Consider the following 16,738-nt stretch of genomic DNA (forward strand, 5'->3'; position numbering starts at 1 on the left):
ATGATGCTAAAGAGAGTACTTTTCTTATTGATCATGGTTTTTGCGAGTGTACCCCAATTGGTTGCACAACAAGACAGTGTCCCGAGCAGACAAGTTACAAGGGTCTTGGACCGAGCGGATGAGAACTACAATGAATATTCATTTAGTCCTGCTATTGATATTTATAAGAAAGTATTGGATAAAGGATATGTTTCTGCAGATCTTTTGAAGAAGTTGGGGAATTCCTATTACTTCAATGCCAAATACCAAGAAGCTGCAGATACCTTCAAAAAGTTGGAAGAGACTTTTCCAGATGAAATGGAAGTGGAGGATATCTTCAAATATGCCCAAAGTTTAAAATCCATTGGCGATTACGAAGGATCTACAAGGTTGATGGAAGATTTTAGGGAAATTACGGCCGTATCCGAAAATTTCGATGCAGATTATATGGCAAAGATTGAAGAGAACTCCGGTCGTTACACCTTGAAAAAGTTTAACTACAATAGCAAATACTCTGATTTTGCAGCCGCCTATTACGAAAAGGGATTAATTTTCGCTTCGGATAGGGATACGGGAAATTTTGCACGATACAGACACACTTGGAATGCCAGCGATTTCTTGGACCTTTACAAAGTAAATGCCGATAGTGCCTCCAACAATAAAGTGGTAAAGTTGCCCGGAGATGTCAACACTCGATTGCACGAATCCACATCAGTCGTAACTAAAGACGGCACCATGATGTATTTTACGCGCAACAATATTTTGGACGGTAAAAAGAAAAAAGACGACACAGGAATCATACGTTTAAAAATATATAGCGCAGAAAACATAGATGGGGTTTGGACAAACATTGTGGAGCTTCCATTTAATAGCGATGCTTATTCTGTGGCACACCCAGTATTGAGTCCAGATGAGAAAAAATTGTATTTCGTATCCGATATGCCCGGTAGTTTAGGACAATCTGATATATTCATGACCGACATTATTGGAGACGGAACTTATGGGCCCATAGAAAATTTAGGTAGCAATATCAATACCGTAGCGAGGGAAACCTTTCCTTTTATTACGAGAGATGGTGTGTTGTATTTCTCTTCAGATGGACACCAAGGATTGGGAGGGTTGGATGTTTTTGCAACCAAAATCGCATATAATGATTATTACCAACCTGTTGTAAATGTTGGTCGGCCGGTAAATGGACCCAAGGACGATTTTTCCTATATATTCAATACGGAAGACAAAACGGGCTATTTTTCATCCAATAGGGATGGAGGTCTAGGCGGAGATGATATCTATGGCTTTCTAGAAAATGAACCCTTGGTTTTGGATTGCCTTCAAGAAGTTACCGGAACTGTTCGAGACCGTATTTCAAACGAAGTATTGGCAGGAGCAACCGTTAAGGTCATCGATGAAGAAAATAGGGAGGTATCATCCACCATTACCGATTCCAATGGAAATTATATGTTACAATTGGATTGTTCCAAAGGAAACTTTGTGAGAGCCTCGCGTGATGGCTATGTCCCGGCTGAAGAGTACATAAGTAAATCCGATGGCAAGCCTCGAATCATAGACTTTTATCTAGAAAGGGATGTGGTCACTGGAGGCTTCGGAGATGATTTGGCCAAATTACTACAATTGAGTACCATTTATTTTGACTTGAATAAATACAACATTCGTCCCGATGCTGAAATTGAGATTCAGAAGGTGATAGTAGCAATGGAGAAATACCCAAGTTTAAAAATCAAGGTGAACTCCCATACCGATAGCCGTGGTATTGATGCCTATAACCTTTGGTTGTCGCAAAAAAGAGCAGAATCTACAGTTGATTATATGGTTTCCAAAGGAATTTCCCGTGATAGACTTCAAGGTGAAGGATTTGGTGAAACCAGATTGGTTAACGAGTGTGCCAATGGGGTACCATGTTCTGAAGATCAGCATCAACTGAATAGACGATCCGAGTTTATTATTTTTGAATAGGATTACATGATTTTAAAAATTAGGAAGCGACCCAAAAAGGGTCGCTTTTTTTTATTCTTTAATAATCAAAAAAATAAAGAATAAATAGACTTACCACATGTTTTTTTGTAGGAATTAACCTATGTAATTTAGCTATATAATTGGGCTAATCGACGAACTGTCTTAAGAAAAGTATAATAAAGTGGACATGCTAACTTCATAAATTGGTGGGTATACAGTTCTAATTGGAGTCTTTACAACAATTATTTTCTACACCTATTTCCAAGGGTAATTTTGTAGCATATTGAAATTTAGGTGGATTCCGTATTTGCTGGGATTTCCAAGTTTTCAATGAAAAACGATTACAAAAAGTACAACAAATACGATCCTCAACAAACCGTAACCTCATGAAAAAGTGCATACTTGCCCTGCTATTTCTATTATTTACAGGAATTGCATTTTCCCAAACTACCGTTACCCTTCAAGACCAATGTAATTGTGAAGTTCTAAAAGGAACTGAGGTTACTTCGGCAGGTGACACATCGCCCACAGGAGTCGATTTGGGAGATATTTATATCAATACCGATTCAGGTATACTATTTTTCTGGGATGGAGATACTTGGGAGCTAACACATTCTGATTCCAACACGGTAAACAGAAGAATGGAGGTAATAGGCTCTGATTTGGTTATCACAGATTCTGAGGACAATATTATTTCCATTGCGCTGTCAGCAATTGCAGCTGGAGGTGCTGAAGGCCCTCAAGGTCCAGTTGGAGAACAAGGACCCCAAGGACCCCAAGGTCCAGTAGGGCTTCAGGGTCCAGTTGGTGACCAGGGCCCACAGGGCATCCAAGGCGATAAGGGAGAGACAGGGGACAAGGGCCCCACAGGCGACCAAGGTCCGATTGGAGACCAGGGACCACAGGGCATCCAAGGTATCCAAGGCGATAAAGGAGAGACAGGTGACAAGGGCCCCACAGGTGACCAAGGTCCGGTAGGACTTCAGGGTCCAGTTGGTGAACAAGGCCCACAGGGCATCCAAGGCGATAAAGGAGAGACAGGTGACAAGGGACCCATAGGAGACCAAGGTCCGGTAGGGCTTCAAGGTCCAGTTGGTGACCAAGGCCCACAGGGCATCCAAGGCATCCAAGGCGATAAAGGAGAGACAGGTGACAAGGGACCCACAGGCGACCAAGGCCCGGTAGGACTTCAGGGTCCGGTTGGAGAACAGGGACCCACAGGCGACCAAGGTCCGGTAGGGCTTCAGGGTCCAGTTGGTGACCAAGGCCCACAGGGCATCCAAGGCATCCAAGGCGATAAAGGAGAAACAGGTGACAAGGGCCCCACGGGCGACCAAGGTCCGGTAGGGCTTCAAGGTCCAGTTGGTGACCAAGGCCCACAGGGCATCCAAGGCATCCAAGGCGATAAAGGAGAGACAGGTGACAAGGGCCCCACGGGCGACCAAGGTCCGGTAGGACTTCAGGGGCCAGTTGGTGACCAAGGCCCACAGGGCATCCAAGGCCCCATAGGTGATAAAGGAGAGACAGGTGACAAGGGACCCACAGGTGACCAAGGTCCGGTAGGACTTCAAGGTCCAGTTGGTGACCAAGGCCCACAGGGAATCCAAGGTATCCAAGGCGATAAAGGAGAGACAGGGGACAAGGGCCCCACAGGCGACCAAGGTCCGGTAGGACTTCAGGGACCAGTTGGTGACCAAGGCCCACAGGGCATCCAGGGCATCCAAGGCGATAAAGGAGAAACAGGTGACAAGGGACCCACAGGTGACCAAGGCCCACAGGGCATCCAGGGCCCCATAGGTGATAAAGGAGAGACAGGTGACAAGGGACCCACAGGAGACCAAGGTCCGGTAGGACTTCAGGGTCCAGTTGGTGACCAAGGCCCACAGGGCATCCAAGGCATCCAAGGCGATAAGGGAGAGACAGGGGACAAGGGACCCACAGGAGACCAAGGTCCGGTAGGGCTTCAAGGTCCGATTGGAGACCAGGGACCACAGGGCATCCAAGGTATCCAAGGCGATAAAGGAGAGACAGGGGACAAGGGCCCCACAGGCAATCAAGGTCCGGTTGGGCTTCAAGGTCCAATTGGTGACCAAGGTCCACAGGGCATCCAAGGTATCCAAGGCGATAAAGGAGAAACAGGGGACAAGGGACCCACAGGCGACCAAGGTCCGGTAGGACTTCAGGGACCAGTTGGTGACCAAGGTCCACAGGGCATCCAAGGCATCCAAGGCGATAAAGGAGAAACAGGGGACAAGGGCCCCACAGGCGACCAAGGTCCGGTAGGACTTCAGGGTCCGGTTGGAGAACAGGGTCCAGTTGGTGACCAAGGCCCACAGGGAATCCAAGGCATCCAAGGCGATAAAGGAGAGACAGGTGACAAGGGACCCACCGGCGACCAAGGTCCGGTAGGACTTCAGGGTCCAGTTGGTGACCAAGGCCCACAGGGCATCCAAGGCATCCAAGGCGATAAAGGAGAAACAGGTGACAAGGGACCCACAGGCGACCAAGGTCCGGTAGGACTTCAAGGTCCAGTTGGAGAACAGGGACCAATAGGAGACCAGGGTCCGCAAGGCCCCCAAGGAATACAAGGAGAACAGGGTCCTGTAGGATTGCAAGGTCCGACGGGTGACCAGGGTCCTCAAGGTCCTATTGGAGATAAAGGACCTACTGGAGATCAGGGTCCTGATGGACTGGCCAATCTTGTCGTAACTACTGCAGAACCGGCAGGTGTAAATTGTACAGCTGGAGGTATTAAAGTGGAAACTGGAATTGATGATAACGGAAACGGTACGCTGGACTTGGCTGAGGTGGATTCAACTGAATATGTATGTAATGGTGATCCATCTACGGATAATCAAACAGCTTCTGAGGTGAATTCTGATACTCCAGCAGATGTAGATGGTGATGGAGTTAATGAATCAACTGTCGAGGATGTGGTCCAAGCTATAGCCCCAATTACATCAAAAGCGGCAAGGGTATTTTATCCACCTTCCATTGCTATAGATGCATCGACCAATGGTTCCTTCAGTATTGACCTATACCAAGAGTATATCAATCAATTTGGTTCGCCAACAGTATCAAGTGCAGGAGCACCAGCGGCAGTTCCAACCTATGCAAGGACAGATTTGTATTATTATGTTACCTATGCAGATGCAACGGTTTTCAATACGGCGACCATGGCTATTGATGCCAATGGTAACCTATCATATACCGTGATTGGTCAACCAGCCGATTACAACGCCTTGATCAATGTGGTATTTGTAGTAAAATAATAATGATAAAGACAACCTCAAATTTGAAATCATTCAACCCATATAAGTCTTTACTCATTGCATGTTTAACCCTGTTTGCTGGTATAAACTTTGTGCACGCACAATTTTTACTTCAGGCACCCAATACAGGGGATGAAAACAATTTTAAATGGTACGAAGCTTCTGATTTGGGAACTGTTTTGGGAACCAATTCATTTTATGAAGCTACGCAACCAGGAGTTTATTTTGCCACTTATGACGGTACACTTTGTGGTTCCAATGCAACAGGTTATTTCATTCTTACCGATTGTGAAGCGCCCAATAATGAGGTGACTTTGGATATTTCTGCCAGTGTGCCCACCGGGGCTACTGTAAGTTGGAGTCCTGGTTTGAGCGGAGATCAAAATCGACCCATGGTTTTGGCCACCCAAACCGTGGAACGATATACGGCAACCATAACCAAGGTGGGCAATTCGAGTGAACTTCCCCGATTTACTGTGGTTTGCATGAGCCAAGCTGCCAATTTGATGGATGATGCCATTGTAGTGAATGAAGATGAATTTATTGTTACACCTATTTTTGATAATGATACCGATCTTCCTGCTTCGGGAACGTTGACCATAACAGGCCCTTCCAATGGGGCTGTAGCGGTTGATGATAATGGTACGGCCAATGATCCATCCGATGATGTGTTGACCTATACGCCCAATCCTGATTTCAACGGACCGGATAGTTTTGATTATACAGTCTGTAACTCATTGGGCGACTGTAGTACAGCTACGGTTACTGTAGACGTATTGCCGATTGTGGATACGGCGGATGATTCAGCATCAACCAATCAAGATTCAGAGGTTACGATATCTTGGAGAGGAAACGATAATGATATTCCAATTTCGGGAAGTTTAACGGCTACCACCCCTTCCAACGGAACCATTGTGCTCAATGAAAATGGTACCCCAAATAATCCAACGGATGATGATATCACATACATTCCAAATGCTGGATTTACAGGAACAGATACTTTTGATTATACCGTTTGCGATACCAATGGAAATTGCGATACAGCGACAATCACCATCATAGTAAATACCATGGGCGCAGATTTGGATAGTGACAATGATGGGATTGTGGACAGTTTTGAGGATTTGAATGCTGATAACGATAATGATCCTTCGACCAATCCAACAGATACGGATGGCGATGGCATACCGGATTATTTGGACATTGATAGTGATAATGATGGTATTCCAGATAACGTTGAGGCTCAATTTGCTCTAGAATATATTCCTCCAAGCTTGGTGGATTCCAATAACAATGGATTGGACGATGCTTACGAAAATGATGGAAACATAGGATTGATTCCTGTGGATGCCGATGGTGATGGTATTCCAGATTATGTGGATGAGGACAGTGATAACGACAATGTGCCCGATGCCATTGAAGGTCATGACCAAGACCATGATGGAATCGCAGATGTAGTACTTATAGGTTCGGATAAAGATAACGATGGCTTGGATGATGGTTATGAAGGTTCCACAGTTATCGATATAGATGTGAATGACGAAGTCGATAATCCTAGCATTCATTTACCCGATACGGACTCAGATGGTATTCCTGACTTTAGGGATTCAGATGACGATGATGACGGTATTGAAACCATTGATGAGGATTTGGATATGGATGGTGATTACGCCAACGACGACACCAATGGTAATGGTATTCCAAATTACCTTGATCCAGACCTGGGTGAGCTTACTACCGACGAAGAGGAAGTAGATGTCATCAATGTGATTACGCCTAATGGAGATGGTGTTCACGATGTATTGGAAATTAAAGGACTTGAAAATTATCCTGTAAATACGGTTAAAATCTATAACCGATGGGGCGTAATGGTATTCCAAACAAGGTCCTATAATACGAGTGGAAATGTGTTCGACGGTACATCCCAAGGGCGTGTCACCGTAGAAGCGGATAACAAACTTCCTGTCGGAACCTATTTCTATGTTATCGATTATCAAGAAACGGGTGGAAGCATGAAACAGCTAACAGGATACATTTATATCAATAGATAAACCTAGACCAACTGTGAAGAAATATAAAGCGAATACAACGAAAGGTTTTTTACTAACCATCATCTTAATGGGAATGCTTACAACCTTAAGTGCCCAACAAGATGCGCAGTACACGCAATATATGTACAACACGGTCAGCGTGAATCCTGGCTATGCGGGTTCACGGGGTCATTTGAGTATTGCGGCACTCTATCGTAACCAATGGTTGGGATTGGATGGTGCCCCAGAAACCCAAACACTCAATGTGCACACACCTGTGGGTTACCGAGGGGTTGGATTGGGACTTTCTATTGTCAACGATAAAATTGGCCCCACATCGGAAACCAATTTTGATGTAGATTTTTCCTATACCATTTATACCTCGCAAGTAGGTAGGTTGAGTTTTGGCTTAAAAGCCAGTGCCAATATGTTGGACATTCGCTATTCTGAGTTGGATGAGTTTGAGGTAGATCCACAATTGCAATCCCAACAGGACATTCAGAATAAATTTTCGCCCAATATTGGGGCAGGAGTGTACTATCATACCGAAAAATTTTATGCAGGGGTCTCCATACCCAGAATTTTAGAGACGGAACACTTCCAATCATCTTCTCTATCTACAGCAGTGGAACAAATGAACCTGTATTTGATCACGGGATATGTTTGGGATTTAAATCCTGTATTGAAGTTTAAACCCACCTTGCTTACCAAAATGGTGCAAGGGGCTCCCTTACAAGTGGATTTGTCCGCGAATTTTATGTTCAACCAAAAATTTATTGCCGGTGTAGCCTACCGATGGGATGCCGCTTTTAGCGGATTGTTCGGTTTTATGATTTCCGACCAAATTATGGTGGGCCTTGCCTATGATCGTGAGATTACCGATTTGGGAGCCACCCGATTCAACGATGGTTCTTTTGAGGTCATCCTGCGCTATGACTTTATTCGAAACGTGGCCAACATGAAATCGCCCCGCTTCTTTTAGGAAGAATTTAAAAGCCCTTCGCCTTATTCTCAATCAAAGGTCATATTTTTACCGCATGAGAGAGGAAAAAGTGATATTGGTAAACGAATCGGATGAACCCATTGGCCTAATGCCCAAAATGGAAGCCCATGAAAAGGCACTTTTGCACAGGGCTTTTTCGGTTTTTGTAATGAATGACAAGGGCGAGACCATGCTACAGCAACGGGCAGCGCATAAATACCATTCCCCGCTTTTATGGACCAATACCTGCTGTAGTCATCAACGTGATGGAGAAAGCAATATAGAAGCAGGTAAACGCCGACTGATGGAAGAAATGGGATTTACCACAGACCTAAAAGAGCTGTTCTCTTTTATTTATAAAGCCCCTTTCGACAATGGACTTACGGAACATGAATTTGACCATGTAATGATCGGAAAGTTCAACGAAGAACCAAAAATAAACCCAGATGAAGTTGCCGATTGGAAATGGATGCAACCTATGGAGGTGAAAAAGGATATGGAGGAAAATCCACAGAACTATACAGCCTGGTTCAAAATAATCTTTGAGAAATTTTATGGTCACTTAATGGAAAACAGCCCCGCCTAATGAAAGTGAAAGCAAGTAGAAAAGCCAGCTTTAATGCTGCCCATAGATTACACAGGGAAGATTGGAGCGATGAGAAGAACCAAAAGGTTTTTGGTAAGTGCAACAATCCCAGATACCATGGGCATAATTATGATCTAATAGTGAGCGTTACGGGCGAAATAGACCAAGAAACAGGTTTTGTAATGGACCTGAAAGTGCTCAAAGAACTCATCCAAGAGCATGTGGAAGAAGCCTTGGATCATAAAAACCTCAATTTGGATGTTCCCGAGTTTAAAAATTTGAATCCAACGGCAGAAAATATTGCCGTGGTAATTTGGAACAAACTACGACCTCACATTAGCGATAAAAAGGAGCTGGAAGTAATGCTCTATGAGACTCCAAGAAATTTTGTAACCTATTCAGGATAATAATAATGAGTTTATACCCTTTACAGTTCAAGCCCATTCTTAAGGAAAGATTATGGGGAGGTACTAAATTAAAAGATGTTTTAGGAAAACCTATCGAAAGTGACATTACTGGTGAAAGCTGGGAGCTTTCAGGAGTAAAGGGAGATATTTCGGTAGTCTCCAATGGAGAATTGTCTGGTACATCCCTTCAAGAGTTGATGGATGCCAGGGGAGATGAGTTATTGGGGAAAAGCGTGGTGGAGCGATTTGGAACCGAATTCCCCATTCTTATCAAATTCATTGATGCCAAACAGGATCTTTCCATTCAATTGCACCCCAATGATGAGTTGGCCAAAGAACGACACGATTCTTTTGGGAAGACCGAAATGTGGTACATTATGGATGCCGACCCGGGCGCCCAATTGATAGTAGGTTTCAATAAGGAAGTGGAAAAGGAGGAGTACGTTGAAAGTATCGAAAAGGGAACATTGACCGATTTGATGAACTATGAAAAGGTGACCGAAGGTGATACTTTTTTCATCAATACAGGAAAAATACATGCCATTGGTGCTGGAGTTTTGCTAGCGGAAATACAACAGACCTCCGATATTACGTATCGTGTTTTTGATTTCAACAGAAAGGACAAGGAAGGAAATTTACGTGAGTTGCATACCGAATTGGCCATAGATGCCATTGATTATGAAAAGAAGGACGATTTTAAGGTGAATTATCCTCATGTAACCGATACGGTGAACACAATGGTGGACTGTCCATATTTTAAAACCAACTTTTTGGAATTGACTCAGCCATTGCACCAAGATTTGACAGGGAGAGACTCGTTTACCATTTATATGTGCGTTGGAGGTACGGCTAGAATCACCAACGATTGGGGCATAGCAACGATTAAAAAGGGGCAAACCATATTGGTTTCGGCATCAAGCACTTATGTGGATGTTGACACCAACGGAGCCAAGCTTTTAGAAGTCAGTATTTAGTAGTATCTTTAAAGAAACAGCACACAAAATGCCAAGTATTCGCGATTTAAAAAAAGACATCAATTTTGTTTTGGGAGACATTATTGAGGCCGTCTATATCTGGGAAGCAGGTAACGGGAACAAAGAATCCGAAGAGGGTTCCGTTATCATCGACAAGGCCATTGATGCCTTCGATGAACTCATGGACAAAGTCCATCAAAAAGACGTGGAAAACACCAAAGCGCATTTCTCTGAAATTCGCAAGGATTTGGAAGTGAAGGCTACCGAATTGGTTGAGCAGCTTAATAGCTTGGCTTAGTCGTTACCCTCCAAAAAAGATTTTAAAGATTTTCCATATTTAGACACCGCAACCTCAGGTGACAGATTGTTGTAAATGGAATCCAGATATTTTGGATTGGCCTCGCTCGCCTCTGTAATCATCAAGTAAGGCGTGGCGTATGACTCCCCATTGTTTAAACCGAAGTTAAGGGCATAGCGATATCTGTTGATGGTATTTTGGTTCATTAGTCCAACAATGGAATCCAATGCAATAGAATCGTTTTGATACTCAGGCAATGCAGCTTGTTGAGCCAATTGCAACTCCTTGATGTTGAATTTGGAAGCCATTTCATAAAACTCTTCCATTTTTTCATTGGATTTGGAACCCTTGATCTCTACATCGGTATCAAAAGTGTTCCAGTTGGTATTGATCGTAATGTTACTAGCTTCACCAAAAAATGTGATACGGTCGTTGATGTCGTTGTTGTCTTCCTTTTTTAGGTATAGGTAGAAAATTTCAGGTTCTTGCACTTCCTCGGAAAAACTGAAATTCCCATCTCCTTTTATTTCCAAAGAATCCAAGTTGACCAAGGTAGAATCTTGAAACTGCTGTAAAAACAAAGTTCCTTTTTTTAGACCCTTAATATTTCCGGTCAAGTTCATGGTGTTTTCTGTGCTCTTTTCACAAGAAACAATAGCTAGACCAACAAACAATACAAACAATATCCGCTTCATCAATAAATTTTTTGCAGCGCAAATATGCATAATCTTCTCAAATAAATTAAACATTGGAGGCGACTTCCATCAACAAAGCACATAAATAAGCACCTGCGGTACCCACTACATAGCCAAAAACGGCCAAAAGAATGCCCACAGAAGTCAATGAAGGGTGAAATTCAGCCGCAACAACTGGAGCAGATGCTGCACCGCCTACATTGGCTTGACTTCCCACGGCCAAGAAAAAGAAAGGAGCTTTTATGAGTTTTGCGACCAAGATCAATAGCCCAGCATGAATGGTAATCCAAATTAAACCTATGGCAATCAAACCAGGGTTTTCAAGTACTTTGCCCAAATCCATTTTCATACCTATGGTTGCCACCAGTATATAAATGAACATTCCTCCAATTTTACTGGCACCGGCCCCCTCATAATTTTTGGCTTTGGTAAATGAAAGTCCAATACCGATGGTGGTGGCAAAAACTACCATCCATAAAAATTCGGAACCGAGGGAGGACAATATTTTTTGTGGGTTGCGTACTACTTCGAAGTTGTTTTGAAGGAAATCAGCAAAATGATACCCTAAAAAATGGGCCAATCCAACACCCGCAAAGGCATAAAAAAGCATCATGATAAAATCTTGAAGGGTTGTGACCCGAGCAATTTTTTCGGTGTAGGTAGATACTTTTACCTTGAGTTCTTCAATCGATGAGGTGTCTGCTTTGAGCCAACGGTCAATTTTTTGGGTTTTACCCACTCCGAGAAGTATGATGGCCATCCAAAGATTGGCAACTACAATGTCTATAAGCACCATTCCCCCATAATTTTCTTGGTTGTACTGAAACACTTCCAACATCGCCGCCTGATTGGCGCCGCCACCAATCCAACTCCCGGCAATGGTGGCCAATCCTCTCCACACAGCATCAAATCCTGCTCCGCCAACCGTTTCTGGCGAAAAAATGGAAACAATCAAAATGGCTAATGGACCACCAATGATAATACCTGCTGTGCCGGTTAAAAACATAATGAGTGCCTTGCTGCCCAAATTTAGGATGGCCTTTAGGTCGATACTCAAAGTCATTAAAATCAACGCTGCAGGTAACAAATATCTGCTGGCCACGTAATAGGTTTGTGATGAAGCCTCGTCTACAATGCCCACACTGGCCAAAATGGCGGGCAACAAATAACACATGAGTACAGTGGGTACAATACTGTAAAATTTGCTCCAAAAACCGCTTTTAATGGAGGAGGTATAAAAAACGAATCCTAAACAAAGACAGAGTAGCCCAAAGATGATGGTGTCTTGGGTAAAAGGTAGTTGGTCCATATATTTTTAAGCTAGTTGTCCAAATATAGGAAAAACCACTTGGCTATTCCACTTCCTTGGTGGCTGGATGAAGGCTATTCGACTTCAAATATGGATTGAAAAATAGTAGCGTTTAGTTATTGCTTTTCTCCAGTTCAAAAAACGTTACGGCATTCTCATAAAAAATTTTACGTTTATCCTCTTCAGTCAGAAAATCAAAGCTGTCTAATTTTTGGATGCTTTTTTCCAAATTTCCCGGCCAATACATGGCATCGGACCCATACATGACTCGATCGACCATTCCACCTTTTTTAACACCTCTTAAAAATTCTTCTGCATATTGGGAAGATGGACCATTTTCTAACCAAAGGTATGTGCCCAATCCACTATAAACTTGTGGATACTTTTCCATCAATGCTAAGGCATTTCGGTAAAATTGTCCCCCCGAATGCATTAAGTATATTTTTAATTTGGGGTAATTGATCAGTACTTCCTCTATAAGTAAAGGGTCGCCAAGGGCCAGACTATACTTTTTGTATTGTTTGGAAATGCCCGGTGGACCACTACCAGTGTGAAGTCCAATGGGAATACCTTCGCTCTCACAAATGGCTAAATAGGGTGCATATTCTGGGTCCGCCAATGTCTGTCCATTAAATAAAGGCATCATTTCTCCCCATACTTCCAACTCACCATTTTTAATTCTTCTTCTGAATTCCGTTGTGTCGATGTTGGGAATTTTGTTGGTTTCATATCCTTGAAGCATCTTTTTTTCAAACGCATCATCATACATTCCACCACTTTTTACAGCACCTACAATATTGTATTTTTTGAGTTGCGCCTGCATTTCAGTTTTGAATTTTTCATAAGATTCTGGTGCTCCAGGAACAGGTCGATACGACCTTTCTACATAACCATGAAGGTGGACATCGAAAATGGGTTTTACGCCATCTTGTGCATTTACAAGTAATGTGCACATGAACAGACAAGTGAATAATTTATACATGTTGAATGGATTAAGGTTAGTATTTGATTTGCCCTTCTGTTGTAAGAAGGGTTACTTAAGATACGAACTTTAAGCGACATGCGTGTTTAACTGACTGTAAAACAGTGGTTAGTGGGTTTTGTGACTTGCTAAATATTTAGCCAATAGGTCAATTTTAGGTTGATGGAACGGCTTCTTGGCATAAAGGAGTTAACATAGTAATTATCGTTGTACACCAAAAACAGGTCGGATAGGGGAGCAAAACGCCATTGCAAACGGGAATTGAACCCTAAATTGTCCAATTGGTTACTGTACTGGATTAATGTGGACCAAAAAATAGATTTACTGAAAGTCACATCAATTTTGGGACTCACCAACAACAGATCTTCACTTTCATAAGGTTGAGGTAGCTTAATACTGTTATAAATGAACGCCAAGGAAAGCAACATCGTAGGTTGAAGCCTAAGGTTGACATCGCCCTCCAGTACAAATCGAGTGCCATTATAAAAGTCACCATAACCTGGTGATACAGCATATGAGAATACCTTTCTTCTATCACTTTGGAACTCCACTTCATAACTGGTATAATAGTAGCCCACATCAGCGGGTAGCTCGGTGCCACCATCGGTTCCAGTTGGGTCAAAGGTATTGGTAAGATAGGTATATCGGTTGAATAACCGGACTGAAAACTCTTCCTGTGACCTAAACTTGGCCTGCCAACTGGAAAAAATCGTGTAATCGGTGTTCATATAGTCCAGTGTCGGCCTCCAGATGGCGTTTGGGCTAAAGCGGAAACCGTGAGAGTTCAATTTACCTTTTGATGGCCAGAAGTTGAGCTCGACAAAGGGTCGGGCAGCAACAATATCTCGTCTTCTGATATATCCTAAATCAGACCGGAAATCGTCACCAACAAAATTTCCACGCACACCAAAATTGAAGAACCTCGAATTATATTGCAAATCTAGCCCTCCCGAGTCATCCCGATCGCCCATATCGTGCGCAAAGGATTTATGGTAGAAAAACTTACCGGTCCACGTATTGTCTTGTGATGCAAGATTATAGTCCAATCCCACAACTCGGTTGTATCTGTCCGTTTCCTCCAAAAAATCGTATTCGCCAAAACTTTGACGGTTTACAAAAATGAAGCTGAGGTTGGAACGGGAAAACATTTTTTTCTGAAGGGCCAGAACGGTATTGTTGTTACTGGCGATCTCATTTTCTTCATCTTCCTCAGTTTGGATGTTCAAAAGACCGAGGCGCCAATTCTTATTTAGTTTTCCACTAAGACGCATACCTCCCACAATACCATTTTCTATGGTATTTCCATCCTTGTTTTGGGCGATACCAATTCTTCTCGAGAAAAAGGGATTGGCATCTCTTTGACTTCCAAAAGAACCAAAAAGGTCACTGTTGTCTATAAAAAACTGACGTTTTTCGGGCAGTGACACTTCAAAACGTGTGAGGTTGGCCACCAAATTATCTACTTCAACATTGGAAAAATCCGGATTGATGGTTACATCCAAATTCATACCGTTGCCTATGGATATTTTTGCATCACCGCCAAAATCAAACTTGCTTAGATCAACATTGTTTTCATAGTCCTTTCCAACAATTCCATTGATATAAGGAATTAGTGCCATGGGGGTTCTTGATTTACCGAGTGGTTTTTCAAATACCATATCTCCCATAAATGCCAAATTAAAAACCCTTTGGTTCTGGGGTATTTTCATCCAAGTACTGGTTTCATTGGATTGCATATCAAAACGATAGCTATTGAAACGCCATTTGGTCTCTCCTTGTTTAAATTTAAAAGAGGTGAGGGGGATGGCAATCTCACAGATATAATATCCATCATAAATTTTGGATTCCCCTTGCCATTTTACATCCCATGAGGTGGTAAAACCATTGGTGTCCGCGCCTCCATTGGATATTAAGGCTTCTCGGCGTACCCCGTAAGGGTTCATACCAAATAGGAAAGCGTTGGTGCCATCGTTGAAGGTGTCGAATATTAAACTGATATTGTCATTGCCACCAGCTCTGTAATCTCTTTTTAAAGATGGGATTACATAGTCTTTGCCTTCAGTTGTTACTTTAATACCAATATATAATGTGGTATTGTTGTACAGCATCTTTATATCTGTTTGCTGTGCTGCAAGTGTAGTATCGCTTGGAAAATATTGATGGAAATCCCTGGCGCTTTCTGAAGTTTCCCAGATGCTTTCATCCAAAATACCGTCAACTTCAATATATTCGTTAATATGCTTGACAGTAAAAGATTTGTGGTCGGATTGAGAAAGTAGAGCAATAGGGATTAGTATTGTAGCAAGTACAAAACAGTTCTTGAACATTTGAGTAGTTTAGTCGGTTCGTCAAATTTAAGAGTTAGATAGTTAAAAAAAACCCAAAATTTTAAATTAGATTGTTCTTTGACAAAACATTCCTAGAAATTAGTTTTACAAATTGATTTTAAGATTTTCCTTGCTTTAGAGATTTCAACATGAAGAAGAGTTTATTTCTACTACTATTCGTATTTCCAATTATCACATTCAGTAATACTATTTGGGGCAAAACAGGACACCGAATTACCGGACAAATTGCCCAGGAACATTTAACGGGAAAAGCACGAAGGGCGCTTAATGATTTACTAGATGGCCATAGCTTGGCATTTGTATCAACATACGGAGATGATATAAAGGCAGAACGTTCTTATTCCAAATATTCTGCATGGCATTATGCCAACTATCCTTTAGGGACCCATTATGTCGATTCGGAAAAAAGCAAATACGGCGATATAATTACAGGCATCGAAGATTGTATTTCCAAAGTGCAAAATAAAAATAATAGCAGAGAGGAACGGGTCTTTTATTTAAAGATGCTCATCCACTTTATTGGAGACTTGCACCAGCCCATGCATGCCAGTAGGAGTGAGGACAAGGGAGGAAACGATATTCAAGTACAATGGTTTGGTCAAGGAAGCAATCTGCACCGCGTTTGGGACACCAACCTGATCAATTCTTACGGGATGACCTATAGCGAATTGGCCAACGAACTTACCGAGGTTTCACGAAAAGAGCGCAAAAGCATACAAGAAGGTACCATTTACGATTGGGTGGATGAATCGCATGAGATTTGCGCTGAACTTTACGACTCGGTTGAAGTTGGCGAAAAATTGGGATACCGTTATACCTATGATTATAACGATTTATTATTCCAACAACTCCAAAGAGGCGGGTTACGCTTGGCCAAAATATTAAACGACTTGTTTGCCTAA

14 protein-coding genes are annotated in these 16,738 nt (G+C 42.6%); 9 read left to right on the forward strand and 5 right to left on the reverse strand.

Features of this window, described 5'->3' with window-relative positions; all coding sequences use genetic code 11:
* The first annotated feature begins 3 nt into the window (after positions 1-3).
* Positions 4-1,953 (forward strand): OmpA family protein, encoded by a 1,950-nt coding sequence (locus ABT310_RS10490; RefSeq protein ID WP_375326173.1) that lies wholly within the window; start codon positions 4-6, stop codon positions 1,951-1,953.
* A 707-nt stretch (positions 1,954-2,660) separates the two neighbouring features.
* Here ABT310_RS10490 and ABT310_RS10495 read toward each other — a convergent pair.
* Positions 2,661-4,568, reverse strand: coding sequence for a hypothetical protein (locus ABT310_RS10495; protein WP_375323847.1), 1,908 nt, complete (start codon positions 4,566-4,568; stop codon positions 2,661-2,663).
* Between ABT310_RS10495 and ABT310_RS10500 the strand changes: the two genes are divergently transcribed.
* The 7 genes from ABT310_RS10500 to ABT310_RS10530 all read left to right on the forward strand — a co-directional run bounded on the left by ABT310_RS10500 (position 4,563) and on the right by ABT310_RS10530 (position 10,502).
* On the forward strand, positions 4,563-5,225 hold the full coding sequence (locus ABT310_RS10500; RefSeq protein ID WP_375323848.1) for a collagen-like protein: 663 nt from the start codon (positions 4,563-4,565) through the stop codon (positions 5,223-5,225). The genes ABT310_RS10495 and ABT310_RS10500 overlap by 6 nt on opposite strands.
* 2 nt (positions 5,226-5,227) lie before the next feature.
* Entirely contained in the window at positions 5,228-7,276 is a 2,049-nt protein-coding gene (locus tag ABT310_RS10505) for a gliding motility-associated C-terminal domain-containing protein (RefSeq protein ID WP_375323849.1), read from the forward strand.
* A 61-nt stretch (positions 7,277-7,337) separates the two neighbouring features.
* Positions 7,338-8,237, forward strand: coding sequence for a type IX secretion system membrane protein PorP/SprF (locus tag ABT310_RS10510; RefSeq protein ID WP_375326174.1), 900 nt, complete (start codon positions 7,338-7,340; stop codon positions 8,235-8,237).
* Between the two features lie 55 nt (positions 8,238-8,292).
* A complete protein-coding gene (gene idi, locus ABT310_RS10515; protein WP_375323850.1) occupies positions 8,293-8,823 on the forward strand; it encodes an isopentenyl-diphosphate Delta-isomerase in 531 nt (176 codons plus the stop codon).
* Positions 8,823-9,230: a 6-pyruvoyl tetrahydropterin synthase family protein gene (locus ABT310_RS10520; protein WP_375323851.1), complete on the forward strand. Its 408-nt coding sequence runs from the start codon at positions 8,823-8,825 to the stop codon at positions 9,228-9,230. The genes idi and ABT310_RS10520 overlap by 1 nt, the downstream gene beginning before the upstream one ends.
* A gap of 5 nt (positions 9,231-9,235) precedes the next feature.
* Entirely contained in the window at positions 9,236-10,204 is a 969-nt protein-coding gene (locus ABT310_RS10525) for a type I phosphomannose isomerase catalytic subunit (RefSeq protein WP_375323852.1), read from the forward strand.
* 28 nt (positions 10,205-10,232) lie between these two features.
* Positions 10,233-10,502: a hypothetical protein gene (locus tag ABT310_RS10530; RefSeq protein ID WP_375323853.1), complete on the forward strand. Its 270-nt coding sequence runs from the start codon at positions 10,233-10,235 to the stop codon at positions 10,500-10,502.
* On the opposite strand, the gene ABT310_RS10535 is transcribed toward ABT310_RS10530, so the two are convergent.
* The 4 genes from ABT310_RS10535 to ABT310_RS10550 form a co-directional block, all read right to left on the reverse strand.
* Positions 10,499-11,197 (reverse strand): DUF4369 domain-containing protein, encoded by a 699-nt coding sequence (locus tag ABT310_RS10535; protein WP_375323854.1) that lies wholly within the window; start codon positions 11,195-11,197, stop codon positions 10,499-10,501. The two genes, ABT310_RS10530 and ABT310_RS10535, sit on opposite strands and share 4 nt — an antisense overlap.
* A 46-nt stretch (positions 11,198-11,243) precedes the next feature.
* On the reverse strand, positions 11,244-12,506 hold the full coding sequence (locus tag ABT310_RS10540; RefSeq protein WP_375323855.1) for a DUF819 domain-containing protein: 1,263 nt from the start codon (positions 12,504-12,506) through the stop codon (positions 11,244-11,246).
* Between the two features lie 112 nt (positions 12,507-12,618).
* Positions 12,619-13,461: an amidohydrolase family protein gene (locus ABT310_RS10545; protein WP_375323856.1), complete on the reverse strand. Its 843-nt coding sequence runs from the start codon at positions 13,459-13,461 to the stop codon at positions 12,619-12,621.
* A gap of 155 nt (positions 13,462-13,616) precedes the next feature.
* On the reverse strand, positions 13,617-15,815 hold the full coding sequence (locus ABT310_RS10550; protein WP_375323857.1) for a DUF5916 domain-containing protein: 2,199 nt from the start codon (positions 15,813-15,815) through the stop codon (positions 13,617-13,619).
* 149 nt (positions 15,816-15,964) lie between these two features.
* On the opposite strand from ABT310_RS10550, the gene ABT310_RS10555 reads away from it, so the two are divergent.
* Positions 15,965-16,738: a S1/P1 nuclease gene (locus ABT310_RS10555; protein ID WP_375323858.1), complete on the forward strand. Its 774-nt coding sequence runs from the start codon at positions 15,965-15,967 to the stop codon at positions 16,736-16,738.

It is taken from the genome of Flagellimonas cixiensis (genome assembly GCF_042134615.1).
GTDB lineage: Bacteria > Bacteroidota > Bacteroidia > Flavobacteriales > Flavobacteriaceae > Flagellimonas > Flagellimonas cixiensis.